At 69.0% G+C, this 24,919-nt stretch carries 14 protein-coding genes; 11 read left to right on the top strand and 3 right to left on the bottom strand.

Translation table 11 applies throughout. From position 1 onward, the window contains the following. Positions 1-29 precede the first annotated feature (29 nt). Positions 30-1,379 (top strand): pyridoxal phosphate-dependent decarboxylase family protein, encoded by a 1,350-nt coding sequence (locus LFM09_RS47585; protein WP_414103267.1) that lies wholly within the window; start codon positions 30-32, stop codon positions 1,377-1,379. 291 nt (positions 1,380-1,670) lie between these two features. On the opposite strand, the gene LFM09_RS47580 is transcribed toward LFM09_RS47585, so the two are convergent. Further along, complete coding sequence (locus LFM09_RS47580; RefSeq protein WP_109641700.1) at positions 1,671-2,246, bottom strand: MarR family winged helix-turn-helix transcriptional regulator; 576 nt, start codon at positions 2,244-2,246, stop codon at positions 1,671-1,673. A gap of 316 nt (positions 2,247-2,562) precedes the next feature. Here LFM09_RS47580 and LFM09_RS47575 point away from each other — a divergent pair, with 316 nt between their 5' ends. The 4 genes from LFM09_RS47575 to LFM09_RS47560 all read left to right on the top strand — a co-directional run bounded on the left by LFM09_RS47575 (position 2,563) and on the right by LFM09_RS47560 (position 11,711). Continuing rightward, positions 2,563-3,897: a glutamine synthetase family protein gene (locus LFM09_RS47575; RefSeq protein WP_414103266.1), complete on the top strand. Its 1,335-nt coding sequence runs from the start codon at positions 2,563-2,565 to the stop codon at positions 3,895-3,897. 10 nt (positions 3,898-3,907) lie between these two features. Then, positions 3,908-6,394, top strand: coding sequence for a DEAD/DEAH box helicase (locus LFM09_RS47570; RefSeq protein ID WP_414103265.1), 2,487 nt, complete (start codon positions 3,908-3,910; stop codon positions 6,392-6,394). Positions 6,395-6,569: 175 nt separating this feature from the next. Continuing rightward, a complete protein-coding gene (locus tag LFM09_RS47565; RefSeq protein ID WP_414103264.1) occupies positions 6,570-8,726 on the top strand; it encodes an FG-GAP repeat domain-containing protein in 2,157 nt (718 codons plus the stop codon). A 54-nt stretch (positions 8,727-8,780) separates the two neighbouring features. Continuing rightward, positions 8,781-11,711 (top strand): hypothetical protein, encoded by a 2,931-nt coding sequence (locus tag LFM09_RS47560; protein ID WP_414103263.1) that lies wholly within the window; start codon positions 8,781-8,783, stop codon positions 11,709-11,711. On the opposite strand, the gene LFM09_RS47555 is transcribed toward LFM09_RS47560, so the two are convergent. Continuing rightward, complete coding sequence (locus tag LFM09_RS47555) at positions 11,708-15,259, bottom strand: cytochrome P450 (RefSeq protein ID WP_414103262.1); 3,552 nt, start codon at positions 15,257-15,259, stop codon at positions 11,708-11,710. The two genes, LFM09_RS47560 and LFM09_RS47555, sit on opposite strands and share 4 nt — an antisense overlap. Beyond that, positions 15,256-16,977, bottom strand: coding sequence for a fatty acyl-AMP ligase (locus LFM09_RS47550; protein ID WP_414103261.1), 1,722 nt, complete (start codon positions 16,975-16,977; stop codon positions 15,256-15,258). Before LFM09_RS47550 ends, LFM09_RS47555 begins: the two co-directional genes overlap by 4 nt. Positions 16,978-17,484: 507 nt before the next feature. Here LFM09_RS47550 and LFM09_RS47545 point away from each other — a divergent pair. The 6 genes from LFM09_RS47545 (at position 17,485) to LFM09_RS47520 (ending at position 24,754) form a co-directional block, all read left to right on the top strand. Further along, positions 17,485-19,437 carry a phosphopantetheine-binding protein gene (locus LFM09_RS47545; protein ID WP_414103260.1) on the top strand — a complete coding sequence of 651 codons (1,953 nt, stop codon included), beginning with the start codon at positions 17,485-17,487 and terminating at the stop codon, positions 19,435-19,437. Between the two features lie 479 nt (positions 19,438-19,916). Continuing rightward, entirely contained in the window at positions 19,917-20,204 is a 288-nt protein-coding gene (locus LFM09_RS47540) for a hypothetical protein (RefSeq protein WP_414103259.1), read from the top strand. A 326-nt stretch (positions 20,205-20,530) separates the two neighbouring features. Next, positions 20,531-21,439 (top strand): LytR/AlgR family response regulator transcription factor, encoded by a 909-nt coding sequence (locus LFM09_RS47535; RefSeq protein ID WP_414103258.1) that lies wholly within the window; start codon positions 20,531-20,533, stop codon positions 21,437-21,439. Between the two features lie 38 nt (positions 21,440-21,477). Beyond that, positions 21,478-21,825: a hypothetical protein gene (locus LFM09_RS47530; RefSeq protein WP_414103257.1), complete on the top strand. Its 348-nt coding sequence runs from the start codon at positions 21,478-21,480 to the stop codon at positions 21,823-21,825. Beyond that, complete coding sequence (locus LFM09_RS47525) at positions 21,822-23,564, top strand: cation acetate symporter (RefSeq protein WP_414103256.1); 1,743 nt, start codon at positions 21,822-21,824, stop codon at positions 23,562-23,564. The genes LFM09_RS47530 and LFM09_RS47525 overlap by 4 nt, the downstream gene beginning before the upstream one ends. Before the next feature lie 14 nt (positions 23,565-23,578). Further along, on the top strand, positions 23,579-24,754 hold the full coding sequence (locus LFM09_RS47520; protein WP_414103255.1) for a sensor histidine kinase: 1,176 nt from the start codon (positions 23,579-23,581) through the stop codon (positions 24,752-24,754). The last annotated feature ends 165 nt before the right edge of the window (positions 24,755-24,919 follow it).

Here is a 24,919-nt window from a genome sequence, read left to right as displayed (position 1 = left end):
ATATTTCGGCAGGACGAGTGGGGTGTGCGGTGGACCTTCAGCACTGGCTCAACGAGGCGTTGGCCAACCACGAGAAGTGGACCGCCGAATACGGCGCCTACACGCCCCACTCGTCCCTCCAGGTGGACCCCGCGGTCTTCGGTTCCGCGCTGGACGAGCTCCAGGACCGGCTGCGCGACAACTACCCGTTCTTCCACCCCCGCTACGCCGGCCAGATGCTCAAGCCGCCGCACCCAGCGGCCGTCGTGGGCTACCTGTCCGCGATGCTGATCAACCCGAACAACCACGCCCTGGACGGCGGCCCGGCGACCGCGGCGATGGAGCGCGAGGTCGTCGCTTCGCTGGCCTCGATGTTCGGCTACTCCTCCGAACACCTCGGGCATCTGACCTCCAGCGGCACGATCGCCAACCTGGAGGCGTTGTTCGTCGCCCGGTCTCTGCATCCCTCTCGCGGTGTCGCCTACTCCTCCGAGGCGCACTACACGCACGCACGGATGTGCGGTGTGCTCGGGATCGAGGGGTTCCCTGTGCCCGTGGACGGCCGCGGCCGCATGGACCTGGACGCCCTTGAGTCGTTGTTGCGTGATGGCAAGGTCGGCACGGTGGTGGTGACGCCAGGTACGACCGCATTGGGCGCCATCGAACCGGTGCATCTCGTGCTGGACATCGCACGCCGCTACGACACACGGGTGCATGTAGACGCCGCTTATGGCGGGTTCTTCACACTGCTGGCGGGCACGGACCTGGCGCCTGAGCCGTGGGAGGCCATCGGGTCGTGCGACTCCGTGGTGGTGGATCCCCACAAGCACGGCCTACAGCCCTACGGCTGCGGCGCTGTCCTGTTCCGCGACCCGTCCGTGGGCCGCTTCTACCTGCACGACTCCCCCTACACCTACTTCACGTCCGACGAACTGCACCTGGGCGAGATCAGCCTGGAGTGCTCCCGCGCCGGCGCCGCCGCTGCGGGGCTGTGGCTCACCCTGCGCCTGCTCCCGCTGACCCGCGACGGATTGGGCGAGGTGCTGGCGGCCGGCCGGCGGGCAGCCGTGCGGTGGGCCGGCATCATCCGGGAGTCGGACGAGCTGGAGCTCTACCAGGAGCCCGAGCTGGACATCGTCACGTACTTCCCGCGCACCGACCCGTTGACGCTGTCGGCTGTGGACAGTGCCTCGCACCGGATGATGGAGACCGGCATGAACGCCGCCGTCGACCCGATCTTCCTGAGCGTGGCACGGGCGTCGAAGGCGGCGTTCGCGGCTCGGCACCCCGAGGTGGAGGTCGATGTGGACGGTGCGCGGGTGCTGCGGAGCGTGCTGATGAAGCCGGAGTCCGAGGACTACCTGGACACGCTGCACGCACGGGTGCTCAGCCTGCTCTGACGCGAAGCCGAGGCCTGCTGCCCGCACGGGTGGCAGGCCTGGTGACGTGTCGTGCCAACGCAACCACGCACGACTGCGATGGGGCGAAGCGGCGATGAGATGACCCGGCCCGTCCAACGACCCGCCGGCCCCGCACGCCAGGCGCCCCCTCCGCTGGAACGCAACGGCCCCGCCCGCAACGGGACCACCGCAGCCCGGACCCACCTGAGAGCTCCAGGCAACGCCGAAATGGGCGACTCTCCCTCGGGGCGGTGATTCCCCTACCGGGCGAGTCGCCCTCAGGCGCGGGCGTCAGCCGTGCTTGGCCCGCCGCCCGGACCGGCGCGGCGGCAGCGGCGTGTCGCCCCGCAGATCGAGCCGCCGCTGCTCGCCGTTGGCCTCGAGGTGCGTCACCATGCGGCGCAGCATCTCGGCCAGCGACTGGGCCTCGGACGACTCCAGCGGGTCGCTGACGAACACCTCTTCCTCGTTGAACTTGGGGAAGAGGTCGCCCATCAGTTCTTCACCCTCAGGGGTGAGACGAAGGACGGCCAGCCGACCATCTGTGGGGTGGCCGAGGCGCTCCAGCAGGCCCCGTGACTGCAGCGTCTTGGCGACGCCCGTCAGGGTGCCCTTGGAGATGCCCGCCTCCTCGGCGACGTAGCGCGTCTCCATCTCGCCCCAGATCCACACGACCCAGAGCACGACGAAGCCGGTCCAGGTCAGATCGCTGGTGCGCAGCACCGAGTTCTCGAGGTGCTGGCGGATCGCGGTGGCGGCTCGGTGGATGTTCGACACCGCCGCCATCTGCTCGCGATGCAGCGGCACCGCACCGAGTTTGGCCTGGACGGCCTTCTCGGTCTCGGCAATCGTGTGGTGACCAGACAACTCAAAGTCTCCCGTGCTCGAGCTCAGGTGTTCCCGGCACAATACTTGCGGTTCCGAACTATGTCTGTGTTGTGGCGCGAGTCGGTCCGCAACCACTTTGATCACGATCCCACATCGTGCATGATCTCGTGACGGTCGTCACCCGTCCAGTTACGGACTGTTGCCCCGTGGTGGACGATGAGTGTGGAGCACCCACTGAGACCGATCATGGTCTTTACTCCACGGACGGGTCGATAGCGTTTGCCCCTCAACGTTATCCCCTCCGTGCCAGCGACACACTGTGCCGGAAAGGTAGTTCGACGTGGTCGGTGAACAGGTGACACGGGAACTCGCGGCAAGGCTGGGCGAGGACGGCATCGACGTCGTGCGCGTCGTCTTTCCCGACCTGCTCGGCACGGACCGGGGTCGTGACGTCCTCGTGGAGCATCTACCTGCGGTTACGCAGCGCGGGCTGTCGTTCTGCCGGGCCGTTTACAGCACCACGCCAGGCGGTCAGACCACCGAGAACGGGGGTGTGCTCGACGCCGGGCTGCCCGACGTGATCGTGGTGCCCGACCTCGACACACTGCTCCCCATCCCCTGGGAGCCGGGCGTGGCGTGGTGCATCGGCGACGCCGTGAGCCCGGCCGACGAGAGACCTGTCGACGAGTCGCCGCGGCAAGTGCTGCGCAGGGCCCTGGAAATATTCGAGACGACCGGGCTGTCGCCGGTGATCGGTCCCGAGTTGGAATATTTTCTCTGCGAACCGGACGAAGATCGCCCGAACGGGTGGCGCCCCTACTGCGATGAGCCGGGCAACGTGTATGCGACCGGACGCCGGGGCGATTCAGACGGTCATCTGTTGAGAACTCTCCGCACACTCAGCTCGGCGGGCCTGCAAACCACCGGCGGCAACCACGAGTACGCGGGCGGTCAGTTCGAAATCAACCTCGTCCATTCGCCCGCCATGGACGCGGCCGATCGCGCGTTCCGGTTCAAGACGTCGGTCAAGGAACTGGCCCGCAGAGAAGGCCGGCTGGCGACGTTCATGGCCAAGCCGTTCAACGACGGCGGCGGCAGCGGCTTCCACCTGCACCTGTCGTGCCACGAGAAGGACGGGCGCAACGCGTTCCAGGCGCCGGGCACCTCACACGGCCTTTCGGACGAGGCCCGCTGGGCGATCGGCGGCATCCTCAAGCACGCCCCGGCGCTGGCCGCGCTGCTCAACCCGACGGTGAACTCGTACAAGCGGTTCGGGCCGGACTCGCTCGCGCCGTGGTTGATCGACTGGGGCCTGGACAACCGCAGCGCGATGCTGCGGGTGCCGGCCGAAAGAGGAGAAACCACCAGGCTGGAGCTGCGGCTCGGCGACGCGAGCGCGAACCCGTACCTGGGCATCGCGGGCCTCATCGCGGCCACCTACCTGGGCATTCGCGACCGGATCGAGCCGCCGCGGCCGTCCGCGGGCTACGGCTACGACCCGTCGAAGGCCCCGACGCTGCCCGCCACGCTGCCCGACGCCCTCGCCTATCTGGAGGAGGACACGGCGATGGTCGAGGTGCTGGGCAAGGACTTCGTGCGGTCCTATGTGGACTTCAAGTGGGAGGAGGTGGCCCGGTTCCAGCGGTTCGTGACCGACTGGGAGTTCACCGAGTACGCGTACCACCTATAGTTCACCTGCGATGACTGCACTTACGGACCGGCTCACCTCGATCGCCGACGAAGACGAACTGTTCGACACCTTCTCCCACTGGGCCGCCGAACGCGGCCTCGCGCTGTACCCGGCGCAGGAGGAGGCGGTCATCGAACTCGTCTCCGGGGCGAACGTCATCCTCAGCACCCCGACGGGGTCGGGCAAGAGCCTGGTGGCCATCGGTGCCCACCTGGTGGCGATGGCGGGCAACCAGCGCAGCTTCTACACCGCGCCGATCAAGGCGCTGGTCTCGGAGAAGTTCTTCGCGCTGTGCGACGTGTTCGGGCCGGAGAACGTCGGCATGATGACCGGCGACGCCAGCGTCAACGACCAGGCGCCCATCATCTGCTGCACCGCCGAGATCCTGGCGAACATCGCGTTGCGCGACGGCGCGCAGGCCGACGTCGGCCAGGTCGTGATGGACGAGTTCCACTTCTACAGCGAGCCCGACCGCGGCTGGGCGTGGCAGGTGCCGCTGATCGAACTGCCGCAGGCGCAGTTCCTGCTGATGTCGGCGACGCTGGGCGACGTCACGTTCTTCGAGAAGGACCTGACCCGGCGCACCGGCCGGTCGACCGCGGTGGTCCGTTCGGCGCAGCGCCCGGTCCCGTTGAACTTCCAGTACGTCCTCACGCCGTTGCACGAGACGATCGAGGACCTGCTGCACGGCCGTGAGGCACCGATCTACGTCGTGCACTTCACCCAGGCCGCGGCTCTGGAGCGCGCGCAGTCGCTGATGAGCGTCAACGTCTGCTCGAAGCCCGAGAAGGAAGCGATCGCCGCGATGATCGGCAACTTCCGCTTCTCCTCCGGGTTCGGCAAGACGCTGTCGCGGCTCGTGCGGCACGGCATCGGCGTGCACCACGCGGGCATGCTGCCGAAGTACCGGCGGCTCGTCGAACAGCTGGCGCAGGCCGGTCTGCTGAAGGTCATCTGCGGCACGGACACGCTCGGCGTCGGCATCAACGTGCCGATCCGCACCGTCGTGTTCACGGCGTTGTCGAAGTACGACGGCACCCGCACCCGGATCCTCAAGGCGCGCGAGTTCCACCAGATCGCCGGCCGGGCGGGCCGCGCGGGCTACGACACCGTGGGCACCGTCGTCGTGCAGGCACCCGAGCACGAGGTCGAGAACGTCAAGGCGCTCGCGAAGGCGGGCGACGACCCGAAGAAGCGCCGCAAGGTCGTGCGCAAGAAGGCGCCGGACGGGTTCGTGTCGTGGAGCGAGTCGACGTTCGAACGGCTCGTCGGCGCCGAACCGGAACCGCTCACGTCCTCGTTCCAGGTCTCGCACGCGATGCTGCTCAACGTGATCGGCAGGCCCGCGGGCGGCGCGTTCGCGGCGATGCGGCACCTGCTGGAGGACAACCACGAGGACCGCTCGAAGCAGCTCAAGCACATCCGCCGCGCTCTGGCGATGTACCGGGCGCTGGTCGCGGCGGGCGTGGTGGAACGCTCCGGCGACGACTTCCGCCTCACGGTCGACCTGCAGTTCAACTTCGCGCTGAACCAGCCGCTGTCGCCGTTCGCGCTCGCGGCCATCGAGCTGCTCGACCGCGAGGCCCCCGGCTACGAGCTGGACGTCCTGTCGGTGATCGAGTCCATTTTGGACGACCCTCGCCAGATCCTCGGCGCGCAGGAGCACAAGGCGCGCGGCGAGGCGATCGGCGCGATGAAGGCCGACGGCATCGAGTACGACCAGCGGATGGAGCTGCTGGAGGACGTCACGTACCCGAAGCCGCTCGAAGAGCTGCTGGAGGCCGCGTTCCTGACGTACCGCCGCGGCCACCCGTGGGTCGGCGACTACAACCTGTCGCCCAAGGCCGTCGTGCGCGACATGTACGAGCGCGCGATGACGTTCACGGAGTACGTGTCGTTCTACGGTCTCGCACGGTCTGAGGGCCTCGTCCTGCGGTACCTGGCCGACGCCTACAAGGCACTGTCGCAGACGGTGCCGGAGGAGGCGAAGACCGAGGCGCTGCAGGACCTGATCTCGTGGCTCGGCGAGCTGGTGCGCCAGGTCGACTCGTCGCTGATCGACGAGTGGGAGAAGCTCACGAACCCGGACGCTCCGGTCGAGGAGGTCCGCGTCGACCTGCCGCCCGCGGTCACCCGCAACGTCCGCGCGTTCCGCGTCCTGGTCCGCAACGCGCTGTTCCGCCGCGTCGAGCTGGCCGCCAAGCGCGACTGGTACTCGCTGGGCGAGCTCGACCACGAGTCGGGCTGGACGGCCAAGGAGTGGATGGACGCCCTGGAGCCGTACTTCGAGGAGCACTCGGACATCGGCGCGGGCCCGAACGCCCGCGGCCCGGCGTTCCTGATCATCAACGTCGAACGCGAACGCTGGGTCTGCCGCCAGATCTTCGAGGACCCGGCGGGCGACAAGGACTGGGGCTTCAACGCCGAGGTCGACCTGGCGGCGTCCGACGAGGTGGGCGAGGCGGTCGTGGTGATCACGGACGTCGGCCGGCTCTGAGCAGCTCCATCAGGCGCTGGGCCTCCTCGGGGCTGATCGGCAGTTCCTCGCCGGATCGGCCGGGAACAGGTCGTACCACCGAACCTGGCGATGTAGGCCGCCTGTAGACAGGGCAACTTAACCTCCCCCTCGCACGTGAACACGACACAGCATTCGTGAGCGAGGGGGAGAGCTCGTGCGAAGAACACTGTCCGCCTTAGCCCTATTCGGGCTGTTCAGCGCCTTGATCACGGCACCGGCCCACGCGATTTCCTATGCGATCGGGCCGGCCGCGTGGACCCACGTCAACCAGCTCGCGCCGGACACCTCGTACTGGGACGAGAACCGGGACGCGGTCCGGGTCGGCGCGATCGACGGCGGCGAGTGGCGGCCGCTGTTCCTGTTCGACACCAGGCAACTGGCCGGGTCGCGGATCATCGCCGCGACGGTTCGCGTCATCGTCGACCGCACCGAGTCGTGCGACGAGACACCGGTGCAGCTGTGGCACACCAAAGCGATCGACCCGGCGCGGCCGCTGACCTGGCGGACCTCCGCCGAGCACTGGCGCACTCAGCTCGCGGACGGGTCCGCGCAGGCGTGCGGTGAGTACAACGCGCCGCTGGAGTTCAGCAACGAGCACGTCCGCAGGGTGTTCCAGGACGTGGCCGACGGCCGCGAGGGGTCGGTCTCGTTCGGGCTGCGCGCTCCGCGGGACACCGATCCCGCGCAGGGCAAGGTGATCCTGCCCAGCAGCGTGTACATCGCGGTCAACTACAACAACGCGCCGAGCGCGCCGACGGTGATCACCTCCTACCCGCGTCCGTGCGGCACGGTGGGGGCGCCGACGGTGATGCCGCCGCCGCGGCAGTTCTCGGGCAGCGCCAAGGACCTCGACGGCGACAACGTGACGACGACGCTGGAGGTCCGCGACGCCACGGGTGCGGTGGTGCACACCAGCAGCGTCTTCACCACCTCGGGATCGGCGTTCTCCTGGCCGGAACTGCCGCAGGGCCTGTTGCAGCACGGAAACGTCTACAGCTACCGCGCGAAGACGAATGACGGCACGGACACCGGGCCGTACAGCGCCGAGTGCTGGTTCCTGGTCGACGCCGTGAAGCCGGGCATGCCGCTGATCTCCTCGACGGACTACCCGAACAACGAGCCCGCGATCCCGGCCGGCACCACGGGGACGATCACGCTGGCCCCCGCCACCGCCGGCGACGACGTTTACGGCTACCAGTTCGGCTTGTACCAGGACCGGGCGGACACGTTCGTCAAGGCCGGTCCCGACGGGCACGCGGTCATCCCGGTGACGCTGCCGCGCGACCAGATCGGTTCGTCGTTCTTCTACGTGCGGGCGGTCGACCGGGCGGGCAACGTCAGCGCTTACAACAACAGCTGGGAGCTGGCCGCGCTCGACCCCGTGACGCCGCAGCCGCACGTGCGCGCCGACTTCACCGGTGACGGCCGGGCGGACGTGACGTTCATGCAGCGCAACGACTTCGGCCGGTTCACCATGTGGAACGTGACGGCGCGCGACGGCGGGTTCCACAGCGGGACCCAGGTGCTCGACACGGGCATCAGCTCGGGTCCTGAGCAGTGGGGACCGCACGTGCGCGGCGACTTCGACGGCGACGGCCGCTCCGAGGTCGTCATGTTCCAGCGCGGCTTCAACAACTCGACCCGGATGCTGCTGATGCTCTCGGACGGCAACGACTTCGGAGCGACCGCGCCGTGGAGCGGTGACCTACCGCTGGAGGGGGCCCGGTTCGCCGCCGGTGACTTCGACGGCGACGGCAAGACCGACGTCGCGGCGGCCACCGGTTCGCGCGTGCAGGTGTTCCGCGGCGGCGCACTCGGCACGCCTGCGACGTGGGTGGAAGGGGTCAGCGGCAAGATCACGGCGGGCGACTTCGACGGCGACGGCAAGGCCGACCTCGCCGAGATCAGGGCCGAGGGCGCCGGCACGTCGTTGCGCACCTACGCGTCGACCGGCAGCGCGTTCGGCGCCGGTGAGATCCGCTGGCAGGGCAACGACTACCCCGCGGGCAGCGCCACACCGGTCAGCGCGGACGTCGACGGCGACGGCCGCCAGGACGTCGTGGTCGTGGGCGAACAGGCGTTGTTCGTGCACACCGCAGCGAACCTCGCCCCGCGCATGTGGTCGCAGGGCAAGTACACCGGGGTGGTCACGGCCGGAGACTTCGACCTGGACGGCAAGGAGGACCTCGCCGTCGTGCGCGCGGCGAACGGCAAGACGCAGCTCTACACGCTGAAGTCGACCGGCAGCGCGTTCGACTTCCCGGTGCTGGACTGGGAAGACGAAACGCGCGGCACGCCTTCGGTGTCCTGACGGCACGGGTGCTCACGGGACTGGTCCCGTGAGCACCCCGTTACGCTCCGCCAGGTGTCCGAATGGCAGTACGACGCGTTCCTGTCCTACAGCTACGCGGTCGACGGGCCCGCGCTCGCCCCGGCGGTGCAGAGCGGGCTCAGCCGGCTCGCGAAACCCTGGTACCGCCCGCACGCGCTGAGCATCTTCCGCGACCAGACCGGTCTGGAGGCCAGTCCCGGTCTCGGGGCCGCGATCGAGGCGGCGCTGCGCAAGTCGCGGTTCTTCATCCTGATGGCGTCGCCGGAGAGCGCGAAGTCGATCTGGGTCGGCCGCGAGGTCCAGTACTGGCGGGAGAACCGCGAGCAGGCGACGTTCCTCATCGTCCTCACCAGCGGCACGATCAACTGGGACGAGAGCAGGAACGACTTCGACTGGAACGCCACGAACGCGCTGCCCGAGCAGCTCAGCGGCTGGTTCGAGGCCGAGCCGCTCTGGGTGAACCTGACCTGGGCTCGCAACGAGACGCAGCTTTCCGTGCGGCACAGCAGGTTCCGCTCGGAACTCGCGACGCTGGCCGCGCCGGTCCACGGCAAGCCCAAAGAAGCGCTCGACAGCGAGGACGTCCGCCTGCACCGCGCGGCCGTTCGTGCCCGGCAGGGAGCCGTCGGCGCACTCGCGATCCTGACCGTCATCGCCATGGTCCTCGGTCTGACGGCGGCGAAACAGCAGTCCGAGGCCGAGGAGCAACGTGACCGGTCGCTGTCGCGTGAACTGGCGGCGCGCAGCGAGAACATCGGCGACAACGACCCGGCGCTGGCCCGGCTGCTGAGCCTCGCCGCGTGGAACGTGAGCGAGACACCGCAGGCACGAGCCGGGATGGTGCGCACGGCCGCCCTGCCCAGCCGGGACGTGCTGCGCCTCGGGAAGTCTGCCGAGTCGGCGACCTACAGCCGCGACGGTGAACGCTCCGCCGTCGTTGCGGACGGCAAGGCGTTCATCAGCGACGGCAGCAAGTACCGGCAACTGGACGCAACGCGTGTGCGGACCGTCGCCTTCAACCCCGACGCGTCGGTGCTCGCGCTCACCACCGGGGAGGGCGAGATCCGGTTGTGGCGCACCGCTTCCTCCGAGTGGATCGGCACTGCGCTGCGGATCGGCGGCCCGCGCACGGAGAAGATCGGCGGCCTGGCGTTCCACCCGGACGGCCGCACGCTCGCGGTGGGTCTCCCCGGCACCGAGGTCGTCCTGGTCGACGCGACCAGCGGCGCCCGGATCCGCGGCTGGGGAATCGGCAGCGACCCGTTCGACGACGACATCCGCCCCGGCTCGGCCGTGCTCTTCAACCCCGACGGCACCACCCTCATGACCGCGTCCACCGACGGCACCATCCGCTTCTGGGACCCGGCGACCGGTGCCGCGCAAGGCGATCCGATCAACGCGCACGTCGTCGTCGACAGCGCCGACCTCAGCCCCGCCCTCGCGCTCGCGAACGACGGCAGGACGCTCGTCTCCGCCGGTTTCGAAGGCACGCTGCGGTTCTGGGACCTCGCCGGCCGCACCCCGATCGGCGCGCCGGTGAGCGGCTACACGCGGGAGGACCGCGCACTCGTGGCGCCGTCGCTCGCGGTGCACCCGGACTCGTCGCTCGTCGCGACCGGCAGCCAGGACGGCACGATCCGGTTGTGGCACACCGGAACGCGGCAGGCGGTCGGCCCGCCGCTCGCCGGCCACACCCGCCCGGTGACGTCGGTGGCGTTCAGCCCGGACGGCCGGACGCTCGCGAGCACGTCGACGGACGGCACGGTGCGGCACTGGGACATCAGTGCCCACCACGAGATCGCCAGGCCGTTGTCCGGGTTCTCCGGGCCGGTGTACTCGTTGCTGTTCAACGAGTCCGGCCACACGCTCGTGGCGGGCGGCGACAACGGCGGCGCGCTCTACAGCGACAAGGGCAACTACACCTGTCAGAACACCGGCTTCATGCTGTGCAGCGCGAACCCCGGCAAGTTGGTGGGCCCCAACCTCGTCCAGCTGTTCCCGGACGCGGACGAGGGCCCGGAATCCCTGATCGAGCGCGGCCCCACGGTCCGGTTCATCGACGTCGGCAAGCGCGAGGAGCGCAGTGCGCTGCGCACCGGGGTCATCAGCGCGGTCACCTCACTCGCGGCCGGCCCGGACCGGAAGATCGCGATCGCCGGCATCCGGCTGCACCCCAGCCGCACCGACGACAACCAGGGCGGCGTGCTGCTCTGGGACCCGGAGAGCGGCAGGTCCCTCGGCAATCTGGTCGGCACGGACGAGATCAGGGCCGCGGTGTTCACGTCGGACGGCGCGCTGGTGACGGGGCAGCGAGCCGTTCGCGGCGGCGAGCCGAACCCGGCCTGGTGGAACGTCGCGAACCACACCCGAACCGGCGGCAAGCAGCTCGAGGAGGCCGTCTACGCGATCGCCTCGCAGCCCGGCGGAAAGCTGCTCGCCACCGGAGGTTCGGAGGGCGTGGTGCGGTTGTGGGACGGCGACACCGAGCACCGGCTCACCGGGCATTCGGGTGCGATCGGCGCGGTGGCGTTCTCGCCCGACGGCACGCTGCTGGCCAGCGCGGGCGAGGACGGCGTCGTGCGGATCTGGGACGTGGCGAGCCGGACGCCGAGCGGCGAGCAGCTGATCGGGCACACCGGGCCGGTGTACTCGGTGGCGTTCAGCCCGGACGGCAGGCTGCTCGCGACCGGCAGCGGCGACTCGTCCGTGCGGATCTGGGACCTCGCGACCCGCGGCCAGGTCAGCCCCGGCCACCTGCAGCACACCGCGCCGGTGCGGGCCGTGCGGTTCAGCCCGGACGGGCGGACGCTGGCGAGCGGCGGTGACGACAGCGCGGTTCGGTTGTGGGACATCGGATACGCCGTCGACGTCGAGAAGACGCTGTGCGAGCAGGCAGGTCGCTCGCTCAGCCGCGAGGAGTGGGCGCAGTACGTTCCGGATGCTTCCTATCAGCAGGTTTGTTAGTCGGTGAGCAGGTGCAGGGCTTTGAGGCCGCGCAAGGCCGGGTCGGGCCGGAACTCCGGTTCTTGAGCGAGCCGGAGCCGGGGGAACCTGGCCGCCAGCATCGGGAACAGCACCTGGCCTTCGAGCCGGCCGAGGAACGCGCCGATGCAGTAGTGGATGCCCGCCCCGAACGTCAGGTGCGTGACCGCCGACTCGCGGCGCAGGTCCAACGTCTCGGGGTCGGTGTACTGGGCGGGGTCGCGGTTGGCCGCGCCGAGCACCGGGAACAGCAGCTCGCCCGCCCGGATCAGGTGGCCGCCGATCTCCAGGTCCTCGCTCGCCAGCTGCGGCGTGATGATCGGCGCGGGCGAGTCGTAGCGCAGCAGTTCCTCGGCCGCGGTGACCGCGATCGACGGGTCGGTGCGGAGCAGTTCGAGCTGGGAAGGGTTGCGCAGCAAGGCGAGCACGCCGTTGCCGAGGTAGTTCGCCGTCGTCTCCAGGCCGGCGTTGATCAACGAGATGATGTTGACGACCAGCTCGTCGTCGCTGTCCCATTCGCCGCGGTCACCGAACGCGTCGGCGTCGGCTTTGCCCAGCTGCTCCGAGATCAGGTCCGCTCGAGGGCGCTGACGGCGTTCCGCGATCAGCGCGCGCAGGTAGGCCATCAGCTCGTCCATCGCGGCCGAGGAGGCGTGCGCGACCGCCACCGGGTCTGCGCCGTATTGCCCCTCCCCCAACGTTTTCATGACGTCGGTGCCCCACCGCGTGAGCTGCTGCTGGTCCTCGCGAGGCACGCCGACGAGGTCCATCACGACCCGTGCGGGGAACGGGTAGGCAACCTCGGCCAGGAAGTCGCCGCCGGTGAAGCCGTCGAGCAGTTCGCGGCAGGTGGATTCGACTTCGGACCGGCGGTGTTCCATGGCGCGCGGGGTGAAACTGCGGTTCATCAGCTTGCGCAACCGGGTGTGCGACGGGCGGTTGCTGAACGGCAGCGACGAGTCGAGGCGCCGGATGAACGGGTTCATCTGCTGGAGCACGTCGCCGGGGAGCCGGGCCATCAGCGTCGCGGTGGACGGGCGCACGACAGTGGTGCGGCGCAACACGTCCGTCACGTCCGCATGCCGCGTCAGCACCCAGCCGTCGAGGGCGTCGTCGTAGTGGACGGGCGCGAGATCCCGCAGCAGCGCGTAGAACGGGTACGGGTCGGCCAGGAAGTCCGGGTGCATCGGGTTGATGTGGATCGACGACTCGACGTGCGCCGCGGGTGGCGGTGGAGGCGGCGGCACCTGCGCGATGGCGGTGCGGACGGCGTCGGCCAACGTCGTGAGTGCGGGCGGCACCAGCATGCTGAAGTGGTCGCCCGGCACGGTCACGACGTTGAGCTCGCTCATCGCGACGCGTTCCCAGCCGTTGGCCGGCGCGTCGAAGAACAGCTCGACGTGCCGGTCCTCCTTGAGCACCTGGGGAAAGCCACCGGTCGCCTTGATCAGCGTGACCTTGAGGTCGGACGCTTGGGGTTCGTAGCGCACCAACGCCTCGACCTGAGCCTGGTAGACACCCATGATCGTGGCGATGTGCTCCTCGACCGGCCGCGTGCCGGACGCGCCGAGGAACCGGCCGAGCTGCTCGCGTTGTTCCTTCGGTGTGAGGGTTTGGTCGACGCGGCGGCGCGGTGCCCCGTTGTCCTGGAACGCGTGCTGCCGGATCGTCCACAGTTCCTCGATCACCGCGCGCTCGTCCCACGGCGGCTCCAGCTGACCGGGCACAGCGGGGTACGCGTCGATCATGATGACGCGCGCGACCTCGTCCCCGCGTTGCCGGAGCTGCCTGGCCACCTCGTACGCCACGATGCCGCCGAACGAGTGCCCACCGACGAGATACGGCCCGTACGGCTGGATCTGCTTGATCTCGGTGATGTAGCGCTGGGCCAGCTCCCCGATGTCGTCGACCGGTTCCTCGGAGCCGTCGAAACCGGGTCCCTGCAGGCCGTAGAACGGCTGGCCCTGGCCGACCGCGCGGGCCAGCGGCAGCAGGTAGTAGGCCGCGCCGACCGCGCCGCCGATGCAGAAGAACGGCCGCGGGGTGGTCAGCGGCAACGTCAGCGGACTCGCCGTCGTCGGAACATCTTGGCGCGCGAGGTGTTCGGCGATTGCGTCCACTGTGGGCAGTTCGAGGAACAGCGTGTGCGGCACGCGGAACCCGAGCCAGTCGGACAACGCGCTCTGCAGGGTCGCGACCGACAGCGACTCCAGGCCGAGCGAGGTCAGCGGCGCCGACGGGGCGATCGCGTGCTCGGGCACGTGCAGTTCGGCCGCGATGTGCTTGATCAGCCACTCGCGGATCGTCTGCGCGGTCGTGACCGTGCGGCTGCCGCTCTGCGGTTCGAAGTGCTTTGCGATGAGGTCTTCCGCGTACGCGATCGTGCACTCGACCAGCTCGAACGCGGGCAGGCTGCCGACGTGGAACGTGTTCAGCTCGCCCTGCATGAGCTCGATCCGGTCCAGGACCCCTTTCGCGAGGTCCTCGGAACCGAAGTGCGGCAAGAACTTCCAGTCCTTGCGGGCGTGCGGCGCGTGGATCGCTCCGCCCAATGCCGTGACGTCTGCTCGGAATACGTCGTCGTCCGCCCCATAGGCGTAGCACGCGTAGACATCGCTGTCCTCGTAGCGATGGTGGAACGACACGACGTTCTTCGGCTGGGTGACCAGCGAGAACGCCTCTCGCGGCAACCCGTCTGCCGTGCACACCACGGTCGTGTAGTCCAGGTACCGCACGCGCTGTGCGATGTCGCGTTCCTCGGGCGTGGCGTCGAGGGCCGGGATCTGGTCGATCGGCACGGTGATGACGAGCGCGTCCGCCTCGATCCACTCCCCCGCCTTGACCCGCACTCCGCCGGCGTTGCGCGAGATCTGCTCGACCTCGACGTTCAGCCTCACGTCGAGGTCCTCGGCGACGCGCTGCCAGAGCGTGCCGAACCCGCCCCTGATCGTGAAGCTGCCGGTGTGCCCGAGCAGATCGCGAGTGCTCGACAGCAGACCCGTCATCTCCGCGTACTTCAGGAAGTACAGCGCGGGCACCTGGTCGAGCCGCCCGTAGCCGGCGGCGGTGTACCCGGTGCCGAACGACTCCGCCATCGCTTCGAGCCCGTGCTCCTGCAGCCACTGCATTGCCGGTGTGGCGAGTGCACGGGCGGAGTGCGCGAGGCCGGGTTCGCCGAGCCGCGGGAACTCGGCGTCGCGAATCCTGGTGTACCGCTGGAAGTTCTCGTAGGTGAAGAACGCCGAACTCTGCGGCCGCGACTCCCCGGTACCGGCGTCGAACACCCGATGCGGCGTCGTGGGCTCGGTGTCGAGGCCGAGCTCGGTCGCCAGCGCGGCCAGCCGCTCGTACTTCGTCGTGCAGACGTGGCCGCCGAGGTCGAACGCGTGCCCGTCGATGTCGACCGACGCGCACTTGCCGCCGACCTCGTCGCCGCGTTCGAGCACGATGGCCCGGTGGCCGGCCTTCTCCAACGTGCGGGCGGCGGTGAGGCCGCTGACCCCGGCACCGATCACGATCACGGTCTTCACGCCCGACCCTCCAGGAACGCCTGCCTGCAGGCCCGCCGCCGCACCTTGCCGCTGGTCGTCTTCAGCACCAGCCCCTGCGGTCGCACCACTACCTCGTCCACCGCCAGGCCGTGCGTCTCGAACACCCGCCGCCGCACTGCTTCCGCGATCTCCGCACGAACGGTGTCGGGTGTCTTCTTCTCGCGCGTCTCCACGAACAGCACGAGCCGTTCGCCCTCCTCGCGCGGCACCCCGAAGGCCACGACCCCGCCCGGCCGCACGCCGGGGTGGCAGTCGCGGACGGCGTCCTCGACGTCCTGCGGGTAGTGGTTGCGGCCGTTGATGATGATCACGTCCTTGAGCCGCCCGGCGATGAACAGCTCACCCTCGAAGAAGAACCCGAGGTCACCGGTCCGCAGGTAGTGCCGCTCGTCACCCGGCACCTGTGCCTGGAACGTCCGGCCGGTCTCGTCCGGCAGGCCGAAGTAGCCGGCCGCGCACGTGCTCGACGAGGCCCAGATCTCCCCGACGCGGTCCGGCCCTGCGGGCAGAAGCGTCTCCGGGTCGACGATCCGGACGCTGGCGTCGGGCTTGGTGACGCGGCCGCAGCCCACGATCGGCACGCCGTCCAGCGACGGCAGCACCTCGCCGCGTTGCAGTGCGGCGCGGTCGAGGCGGAGAACCGCCTTGCCTCCCATCGACACGCTGACGGTGTGCTCGGCGAGGCCGTAGGCGGGGTAGAACGACGAGCGGCTCAGGCCGGACGAGGCGAAGGCCGCGTAGAAGGCATCCACAGTGGACGCGCGAATCGGCTCGGCGGCGGACATCACCACGCGCAGAGCTCGAAGATCCCAGGAGGCGCGTTGCTCGACCGTCGTCTTGCGCAGCGCCAGTTCGAAGGCGAAGTTCGGGGCCGCGGTGTGGGTGGCGCGGACGCGGGACATCACGTCGAACCACAGCGCGGGGCGGTGCAGGAACGACAGCGGTGACATCAGGTACGTGTGCGAGTTGCCGGTCAGGGTGCTGAGGATGACGCTGATCAGGCCCAGGTCGTGGTACTGCGGCAGCCAGAACGCGCCGACGGTGTCGTCGCCGAGGCCCAGGTCGCGGGCGTTCGCGCGGATCTCGGAGACCAGGTTCCCGTGCGTGATGACGACGCCCTTGGGTGCCGCGGTCGAGCCGGACGTGTACTGCAGCAACGCCGGTTCCTCCGCCGAGGCAGGCTCGTGCCAGTCGAAAGAAACGCCAGGACGCACGCGGTCGGTGCGGTGCCAGCGCAGGCGTGGCCACTCAGGTTTGCCGCGGTCGAAGAAGCCGGTCACGGCGCCGACGGTCCGTGCCCGCTCGTAGGCGCTGGACGTCAGGACGCCGACGGGCCTGCAGCTGTCCACAACGGAGCGGAAGCCCGCCAGGTCGTGGCCCAGCCGCACCGGGTTCGGCGGGTAGACCGGGACGGGAACGACGCCCGCGGCCAGGCAGCCGAGCAGGGCTCGCACGAACTCCGGGCCGGGCGGGTAGACCAGCAGGGCGCGGTCGCCGGGGCGGAAACCCCAGTCGCGCAGCGCGGCGCCGACGGCGGTCGCGGCTTCGCCCAGCGCGGAGGCCGTGATCGGCTCCTCGTCGCGGCCGAGTTCGTCGACGAACGTGAACAGAAGTCGTTCGGGAGAGCGTTTCCACAAAGCCTGAAATGCGGAGACTACGGAGGCGGCGGCGTGGTCGAGCGAAGCGCTGGTTTTCATCCTGATACCCGATCTCACCGGGGAAACCTTTCAGCCGCAGGACGGTAGCAACGCTCACCTGGACTACGGAACCCTCCGGTACCCGAAGATTCGATCCCGATCTCCCAGCTCCCGGTAATCGAGTGTCACGACAAGACAACATACTTGACTCGATCTGTGCGGTTGGATTCCCTATTTGTTACCAGCGTCGATTGGAACCAACACCGCGTCGCTTTTCACGAAAGACCGCCTGAACAGCACGGACAGCCGCCGCCATCACCCGGACAGAGCAGCGGGAACAGTTCGTTTGCCCGCAAATCGAACTGAGATTTCGGCAACTGTCAAGGCCCTGTTGAGACACGAGCAACCGTGCGCCGTTCGCAGCAGTGAAGTTCCCAAATGAGACGGCGACCGGGTGCAAACGTGCGCGGGTTGCGCTGTTCGTGTGATCGGACGGGCGAGCCGTTGAAGCCCATTCCCGCTGCGGTACCGTCGCTCGAACACAATGCCCAGGAATGGGGTGAGCGGATGCCCTCCTTTTCCTCGCCCGCGCACGTGCTGCTGGCACTCGTGTCCGCGCGGACGGGACGTCCGGTCGCCGTTCTCACCGCGGAACTCGAACTCACGGCCGATCTCCGGCTCGATTCGCTCGCCCGCGTCGAACTGCTCACCGCGCTGCGGACCCGGCTGCCCGGCCTGCCGGAGATCTCCGTCGCGGACGTCTGCGAGTTCCGCACCCTCGGTGAATGGCAAGCAGCGCTCGAAGGCAGGCCCCACCCGACGAGGCACGTCCTGGCCACCGTGCCGGCAACGCATCCCGGACTGCGCACGGCGAACCTGCGCGGCCGGCTCGTGATCACCGACGACGGTAGGAGAACCGCCCACGAGATCCGGGAGAACCTTGCGGCACAAGGCATCGCCGCCACCGTCGTCGAGGAGGTCCCGTACGGCGCGAGCGGCGTGATCTTCCTGGGAGGCCTGCGCGACGACGTGAGCAACGTCCACGCCGAGGCCCTGCACGCAGCACGCGAGCCGCGATCGGTCTTCGTCACGGTGCAGGACACCGGCGGCGACTTCGGCCAGAACGGCGGCGCCGCGACGAGAGCAAAGGCGGGCGGCCTGGCCGGATTGGCCCGCCACCTCCGCACCGAATGGCCGGACAGCACGGTCCGCGCCCTCGACGTCCCGCGCGGCCAGAACGCAGCCCGGCACATCACCACCGAGCTCCTGCACGGCGGCGCCGACCAGGCCGTCGGCTACCTCGACGGCGCGCGCCGCGAACTGGTCACCGAACAGACCCCGCTGCCCGACCCGGACGGCACGACGCACAACGTGATCGTCGCGACCGGCGCCTCGCTCTCCCTGCTCGCGCTGGCCCGCGAGCTGAAACCGAAGATCGTGCTGCTCGGCCATCCCGAAGCAGCCGACCCGCACCCGACCGCCCGCGACGAGGCCGCCGTCAAACGCGCGATCCTCAACCACACCAAGGACCTCTCCCCCGCCCGCGTGATCGAGCTCGCCGGCGAGGTCCTGGCCGGGCGCGGGCTGCGGGCGTACCGGGACCTGCTGGCCGAGGCCGGCGCCGAGGCCCGCGTCGCCGGCGTCGACGACCTGGACACCGTGCGGGTCGAGTGGGGTCAGATCACCGGCATCGTGCACAACGCCTGCGCGGCACCGACATCGGCGCTGCAGGCCACTCTCGCGGCCACGTCGGCCGACCCCATCACCAAAGTCTGCGTGCTGCTCGCGTCACCCGACGACCGCACCCACGCGATGAACAACGAGACCCTCGGGTGCCTCGCGACCGCCCGCGGCTGGTCGACCACGACGGCCGGCGACGACGAGGCGTTCGTCCGCGAGTTCCTCACCAAGGGCGCGGTCCAGCAGGCGCCGGCACCGGAGGAACGCGTCTTCCGCGCCGAGGTGCCGCCCACGGACCTGCCGGGCGAGTCGCACAGCCCCCTCACGTGGCTGATCGAGTGGTTCGTCGCGGCCTCGGGCGCGACCGCGCTGCGCGACGTCTCCCTGCTGCGCGACCCCTGCACCGGATCCGGGCCGATCACCGTGCGCGGTCGGGGAAAGCGGCTCGCACTCGTCTCGGATGTCACGCACGGCAGGGCGACGATCGCCGAAGCCCTCCCGCCGAAACGGGTCCAGGACGCGCCGACGGTCACTGTCCGTGGCGTCCGCGACCTCGGCTGGCCGCTCGAACACAGCCGCACCGACCCCGCGGCAGTGGACGAGTGCCTTCGTCTCGCCGCGAACTGGGGCCGGAAAGCCTTCGGCGGCACCGCCGTGGCGACGAGCGTGCGCGAGGTCCGGGTGCACCGCACCGGACTTCTTTCGGCCCCCGGAAAGGTCGTGGTGTCGGCCGGGCGAGTGCAGGACGGAACGGCCCTGTGCGACGTTCTGCTGATGGACCACGACGGCTCCGCGCGGGTCGACCTGCTCGGTGTGCGACTCCTCCGGCATCCGCGCTGAGAACGGCCGGAAAATCCTGTATGAACCCGAACGACTGAACTCCCGACACGATCGCCCACACCAGCGCGACCGCACTGCAGCAAAAGAGTTAATACAACTGTCGAGAAGTCCCTCCATCGGGGAACGCATTGCCGCGATTGATGCGACCCAGGACACACCGATTCGGCCCAACACCCCCGGCGCCACCTGGCCTACCAGGGACGTAGAACCGACGCTGCGTCGAGCAACGCCGACTAAACGTCGAAACCAGTTCATTTCAGCCGGCCGCCATAAGCGCGCACCAGTTGAGACAAGCACCTATTGAGACGGAATGGGTGCACGATTGACCGAGTGGTCCCAGTGGGGCAACATCATTGCGCTGGACCACAGCGGTCGAGATATGGTGTTGCCCAGTGGGGGAAATGTCAGCACTTGTCCTCAGCCAGCCGCAGCCACCCACTGCGCATATCCCCCTGGCGCAGCACGACGGGAGGATTGAAGTGGACCCGGCACTGGACGCGCTGCGCGACCGGCTGGCGGAGATCATCGCGTCACCGCCGGACAACACCGACGACCTCGTGGACACGCTGAGCGGTCTCGCCAAGCTCTCGAACCAGTGGTCCGAGGCGATCCAGGCACTGCGCGCCCCCACCCGCAGACTCATCGGCCCCGCCGCGGCCGCCTCCGTCAGCGTCGCGGCCCGCCGCGCCGAGGAGTCGTTCATCGAGCTGGAGATCACGCTCGGTGACGCCCTCGCGGCCCAGCCGCGCGCCCTCCGGCAGTCCTGATCCAGGCCCGCACGGCCCGTGTGCCTGACCAGGCAAGTGCACGCTGCGTGATAGCGGTTTCCGTCTCCCATCCGAGACACACCCGTTCGGAGGGTTTCCGCACCTCCGCCACCTGACGGATGATGCGCCCAATCGGGCTTTTCAGGGGTGGGAGGGGGCATTGCCGTGCACACGTTGTGCAATCGGACCCCCGCAGCGGGTCACCCTCCGTGAGGGTGCATGATCGCGTATCCGACGCCCTCGGCTCACCAGGCGCGCGATGACCGAGCGTGGTCTAATCGCCGCCACGTGAGGATCGGCCGTACACAGTTTGGACTCGATCTCGAATGACCTCAGGTCTGCCCTGCCCCGTCTGCGAGGGGCCGGATCGACGTGGCAGCCTCGAGCGCTCCCTCCGGGTGCTGGCCGTCGACGACGAGGCACCCGCGCTGGAAGACCTCGTGTACCTGTTGCGCTCCGATCCGCGCATCGCGCACGTGGAAGCGGTCACCGACGCCACCAAGGCGCTTCGGGTGTTGCACCGCGCGATGGACGCAGGACAGCCGTTGGACGCGGTGTTCCTCGACATCCGCATGCCCGGGCTCGACGGCCTCGACCTCGCCCGCGTGCTCTCCCGGTTCGCGCAGCCGCCGCCCGTGGTGTTCGTGACGGCACACCAGCAGCCCGCCGTCGAGGCGTTCGAGCTCAAGGCTCTCGACTACCTGCTCAAGCCCGTGCGCGCGGAACGGCTGGCGGAGTCCGTGCACCGCATCGTGCACGAGGTCTGGGACTCCAAGCCCCCCACCGAACCCGTACCCGCCGCGGCCGCGCAGCCCGCGAACACCACGCCGCCGGAGATGGGTGACGAGGTCATCCCGGTAGAACTCGGTGGCGTCACGAGGTTCATCCGCCTCGCCGACATCCGCTACGTCGAAGCACACGGCGACTACGCCCGCCTGCACACCGCGACCGGCAGCGGCCTGGTGCGCGCGGCGTTGAACGGCCTCGAAGAACGCTGGCGCAGCGCGGGTTTCGTCCGCATCCACCGCAGCCACCTCGTCTCCCTCGGCCACATCGACGAGCTGCGCCTGGAAGACGGCCACCTCAGCGTCACGATCGGCGGCGCCGTTCTCCCCGTCAGCCGCCGTCACGCCCGCCACCTCCGGCAACTGCTGGTGCGCCGCGCCCGCCCGACCCCCGTCTCCGGCGCAACCCCCGCCGGTGTCGTGCAACCGAGGAACGGGCTGGGTTCGTGACCACGCCGCCACCGCAAAAGCCGACCCAGCGTGTGGTGGTGACGAGCCCGCGCACCAGAGCACCCCGCGCCCGCCGCCCGTACTCGGGCACCCGCGAGATCAACGAACAGAGCGAGCTCGGCGCCGTCTACATGCGCACCCTGATCCGCGCACAACGACGGCTGGGCATCTCGGTCTGTCTGGTGGTGTGCTGCACCTTGGGCCTGCTGCCGCTGCTGTTCGCGATCGAACCCGAACTGGGCAAGGCCCGCGTGCTGGGCCTGGGCCTGCCGTGGTTCCTGCTCTGCGTCGCGACCTTCCCGATGCTGCTGCTGGCCGGCTGGTTCTACGTGCGGCAGGCCGAGCGCAGTGAGCGCGAGTTCGCGGAGCTGGTCGAACGTCCATGACGAGTGGTTACGCCATCGTGGCGGTGCTGGTCGTAGCACTGGGCACGATCCTGGTCGGCACCTACGGCTTGCGCGTTTCCCGCACCACGTCGGACTTCTACGTAGCCTCGCGCACGGTCTCCCCGTGGTGGAACGCCTCCGCGATCGGCGGCGAGTACCTGTCAGCCGCGTCCTTCGTGGGCATCGCGGGCCTGATCTTCGCCTACGGCCCGGACATGCTGTGGTTCCCAGTCGGCTACACCGCCGGCTACCTGGTCCTGCTGACCATGGTCGCCGCACCCCTACGCCGCTCCGGCGCCTACACCCTCCCGGACTTCGCCGAGGCCCGCTTCCGCTCCCGCGTGGTACGCGGCGTCGCATCGGTTCTGGCTCTGGCGATCGGCTGGCTCTACCTCCTCCCCCAACTGGAAGGCGCCGGCCTGACCCTGAACACCGTGACAGGTGCACCGGACTGGGTGGGCGCGCTCATCGTCACAGTCGTCGTCACCGCGAACGTCATGTCCGGCGGCATGCGCTCCATCACCTTCGTACAGGCCTTCCAGTACTGGCTGAAACTGACCGCGATCACCGTCCCGATCGTCTTCCTGATCGTCGTCTGGCAGGTCCACGGCGCCGAATCCCTCACCAAGCCGGAGTTCCCGACCTTCCGCCAGGACACCGAGGTCCAGTTCCACAACCAGACCACCATCCACGCCGAACACTCCATCTTCATCAAGGGCAACGGCGAGGTCGACGGCGTTCGCATCGAGGACGCGGGCTTGACCCTGACCGACGGCTACCACCGAATCGGCCAAGGCTCGAAGTTCACCTTCCCCAAGGGCGCCGCCGTCCCCCATCTGTCCACAATGGAGCACAACACCAACGCGACCTGGGCCCTCCCCCAGTCCAGCGGCGCGGACTTCCCGTTGTACGGCGCCTATTCCCTCATCATCGCCACATTCCTGGGCACCATGGGCCTACCGCACGTGATCGTCCGCTTCTACACCAACCCCAACGGCACAGCAGCCCGCCGCACAACGTTGATCGTCCTGGGCCTGCTCTCCGTCTTCTACCTGATGCCCCCGATCTACGGCGCCCTGGGCCGCCTCTACACCCCAGAACTCCTGATGACCGGCCAAACCGACGCCGTAGTCCTGGTCCTGCCAACCAGAATGATCGAGGGCATAGGCGGCCAACTCCTGGGCGCCCTGGTAGCAGGCGGCGCCTTCGCCGCCTTCCTCTCCACGTCCTCAGGCCTGGTCGTCTCGCTGGCAGGCGTCCTCTCCCAAGACGTCCTGCGCCTGGGCGGCGTACGAGGCTTCCGAATCTCCACCGTCCTAGCAGGCCTGGTACCCCTGGCGATGACCTTCGTCTCCACCGGCATGCCAGTGGCAGACATGGTCGGCCTGGCCTTCGCAGTAGCCGCCTCTTCCCTGTGCCCGCTACTGATGCTCGGCATCTGGTCTTCGCGCATAACAACAATCGGCGCCATCGCCGGCATGCTCGCCGGCGGCGTCCCCGCCCTGACCGCCGGCCTCGTCACGATGTTCACCGACACCGGCGACTCCTGGTACCAGGTCCTGCTCTCCCGCCCGGCAGCCTGGACAGTCCCCCTCGGCTTCGCGGTGATGTACGTCGTCTCCCTGCTAACCCCGAGACACGTCCCCCCAGGCGTGCAACGGGCAATGGTCAAGCTCCACGCACCCGAAAACCTCGGGTTGGACAGCTCCGGCCCCACCTCGGCCGACGAGCGAAGCTAGAAGGTGACGCGACAATGCAAGACTTCCTCACCGCAGCCGCGATCCTGATCGTGGGCGGCTCAGCCGTCCTGGTCCTATGGCGAGGCACGCGCAACAAACAGTCGCTCTCCACCGAAGCCCAACGCGTAACCTACGAAACCCTCCACACAGCCTGGTCCGCCGCCCCACCGCTCCGCGCAGGCCTGGTCCCAGACGCCGCAAAGAAATCCGCGCGCCACCTCCGCACCCTGCTGGACACCCCAGCCCTGGCCCTGACCGACGAAACAGAAGTAGTCGCCTGGGAAGGCGTCTCCGATCACCACGCCGCCGAAGCCATGATGCAGGCCGAAGACGTCTTCCTCACCGGCCGCACCCAAGCCTTCGACATCGGCTGCACCGAACCCAACTGCCCAATCAACTGCGCAGTAGTAGCCCCGCTGACCGTCGAGGGCCGCGTAGTAGGAACCCTCGCCGCCTACTCCCGCGAAGCCTCAGCGGGCCTCGTCCGCGCCACGAACCAGGTAGCCCGCTGGGCAGCCGGTCAGCTGGAACTCGCCGAACTGGACCGCTCCCGAACCCGCCTGGTCGAAGCGGAAGTGCGAGCTCTGCGCGCCCAGATCTCCCCACACTTCATCTACAACTCGCTGTCCGCCATCGCTTCTTACGTCCGCACCAATCCGGAACGAGCCCGAACCCTGCTCCTGGACTTCGCGGACTTCACCCGCTACTCCTTCCGCCGCCACGGCGACTTCACCACGCTGGCGGAGGAACTCCGCTCCATCGACCAGTACCTGGCCCTGGAACGCGCACGTTTCGGCGAGCGCTTGAAGGTCACGTTGCAGGTGGCACCCGAGGTGCTGCCGGTGACCGTCCCGTTCCTGTGCCTACAACCGTTGGTGGAGAACGCAGTCCGCCACGGCATGGAGGGCAAGGTCGAACCCGGCCACATCCAGATCTACGCGAACGACGGCGGCGCCGAAGCCCACATCACGATCGAGGACGACGGCATCGGGATGGACCCCGAGAAACTCCGCCGAACGCTGGCTGGACAGGTGGACGAGTCCGCAGGCATCGGCCTGGGCAACATCGACGAACGCCTCCGCCGCGTCTACGGCGACGAGTACGGCCTCGTGGTGGAGACGGCGTGCGGGCTGGGCACGAAGATCACGGTGCGGGTGCCGAAGTACCACGCAGGAATCAACGGCATGTAGGCGCCGCACGCAGACGGCGGCGACGGGGATAGCCGCGATGCCGAAGGCGAACCGTCCCGATGGCGAAGCCGAGGCTGCTTTCCGTGTGGTCCGGTGGGTCGCACCCCCTACGCAACAGGCAGCCGCCCAAAGCAACAGAGAGGATGTTGTGGCGGGATCACCTGA

Origin of the sequence: Lentzea alba (genome assembly GCF_047445655.1) — a bacterium.
GTDB classification, from domain to species: Bacteria; Actinomycetota; Actinomycetes; order Mycobacteriales; family Pseudonocardiaceae; genus Lentzea; species Lentzea alba_A.
This window is presented reverse-complemented; position numbering and strand designations above follow the sequence as displayed.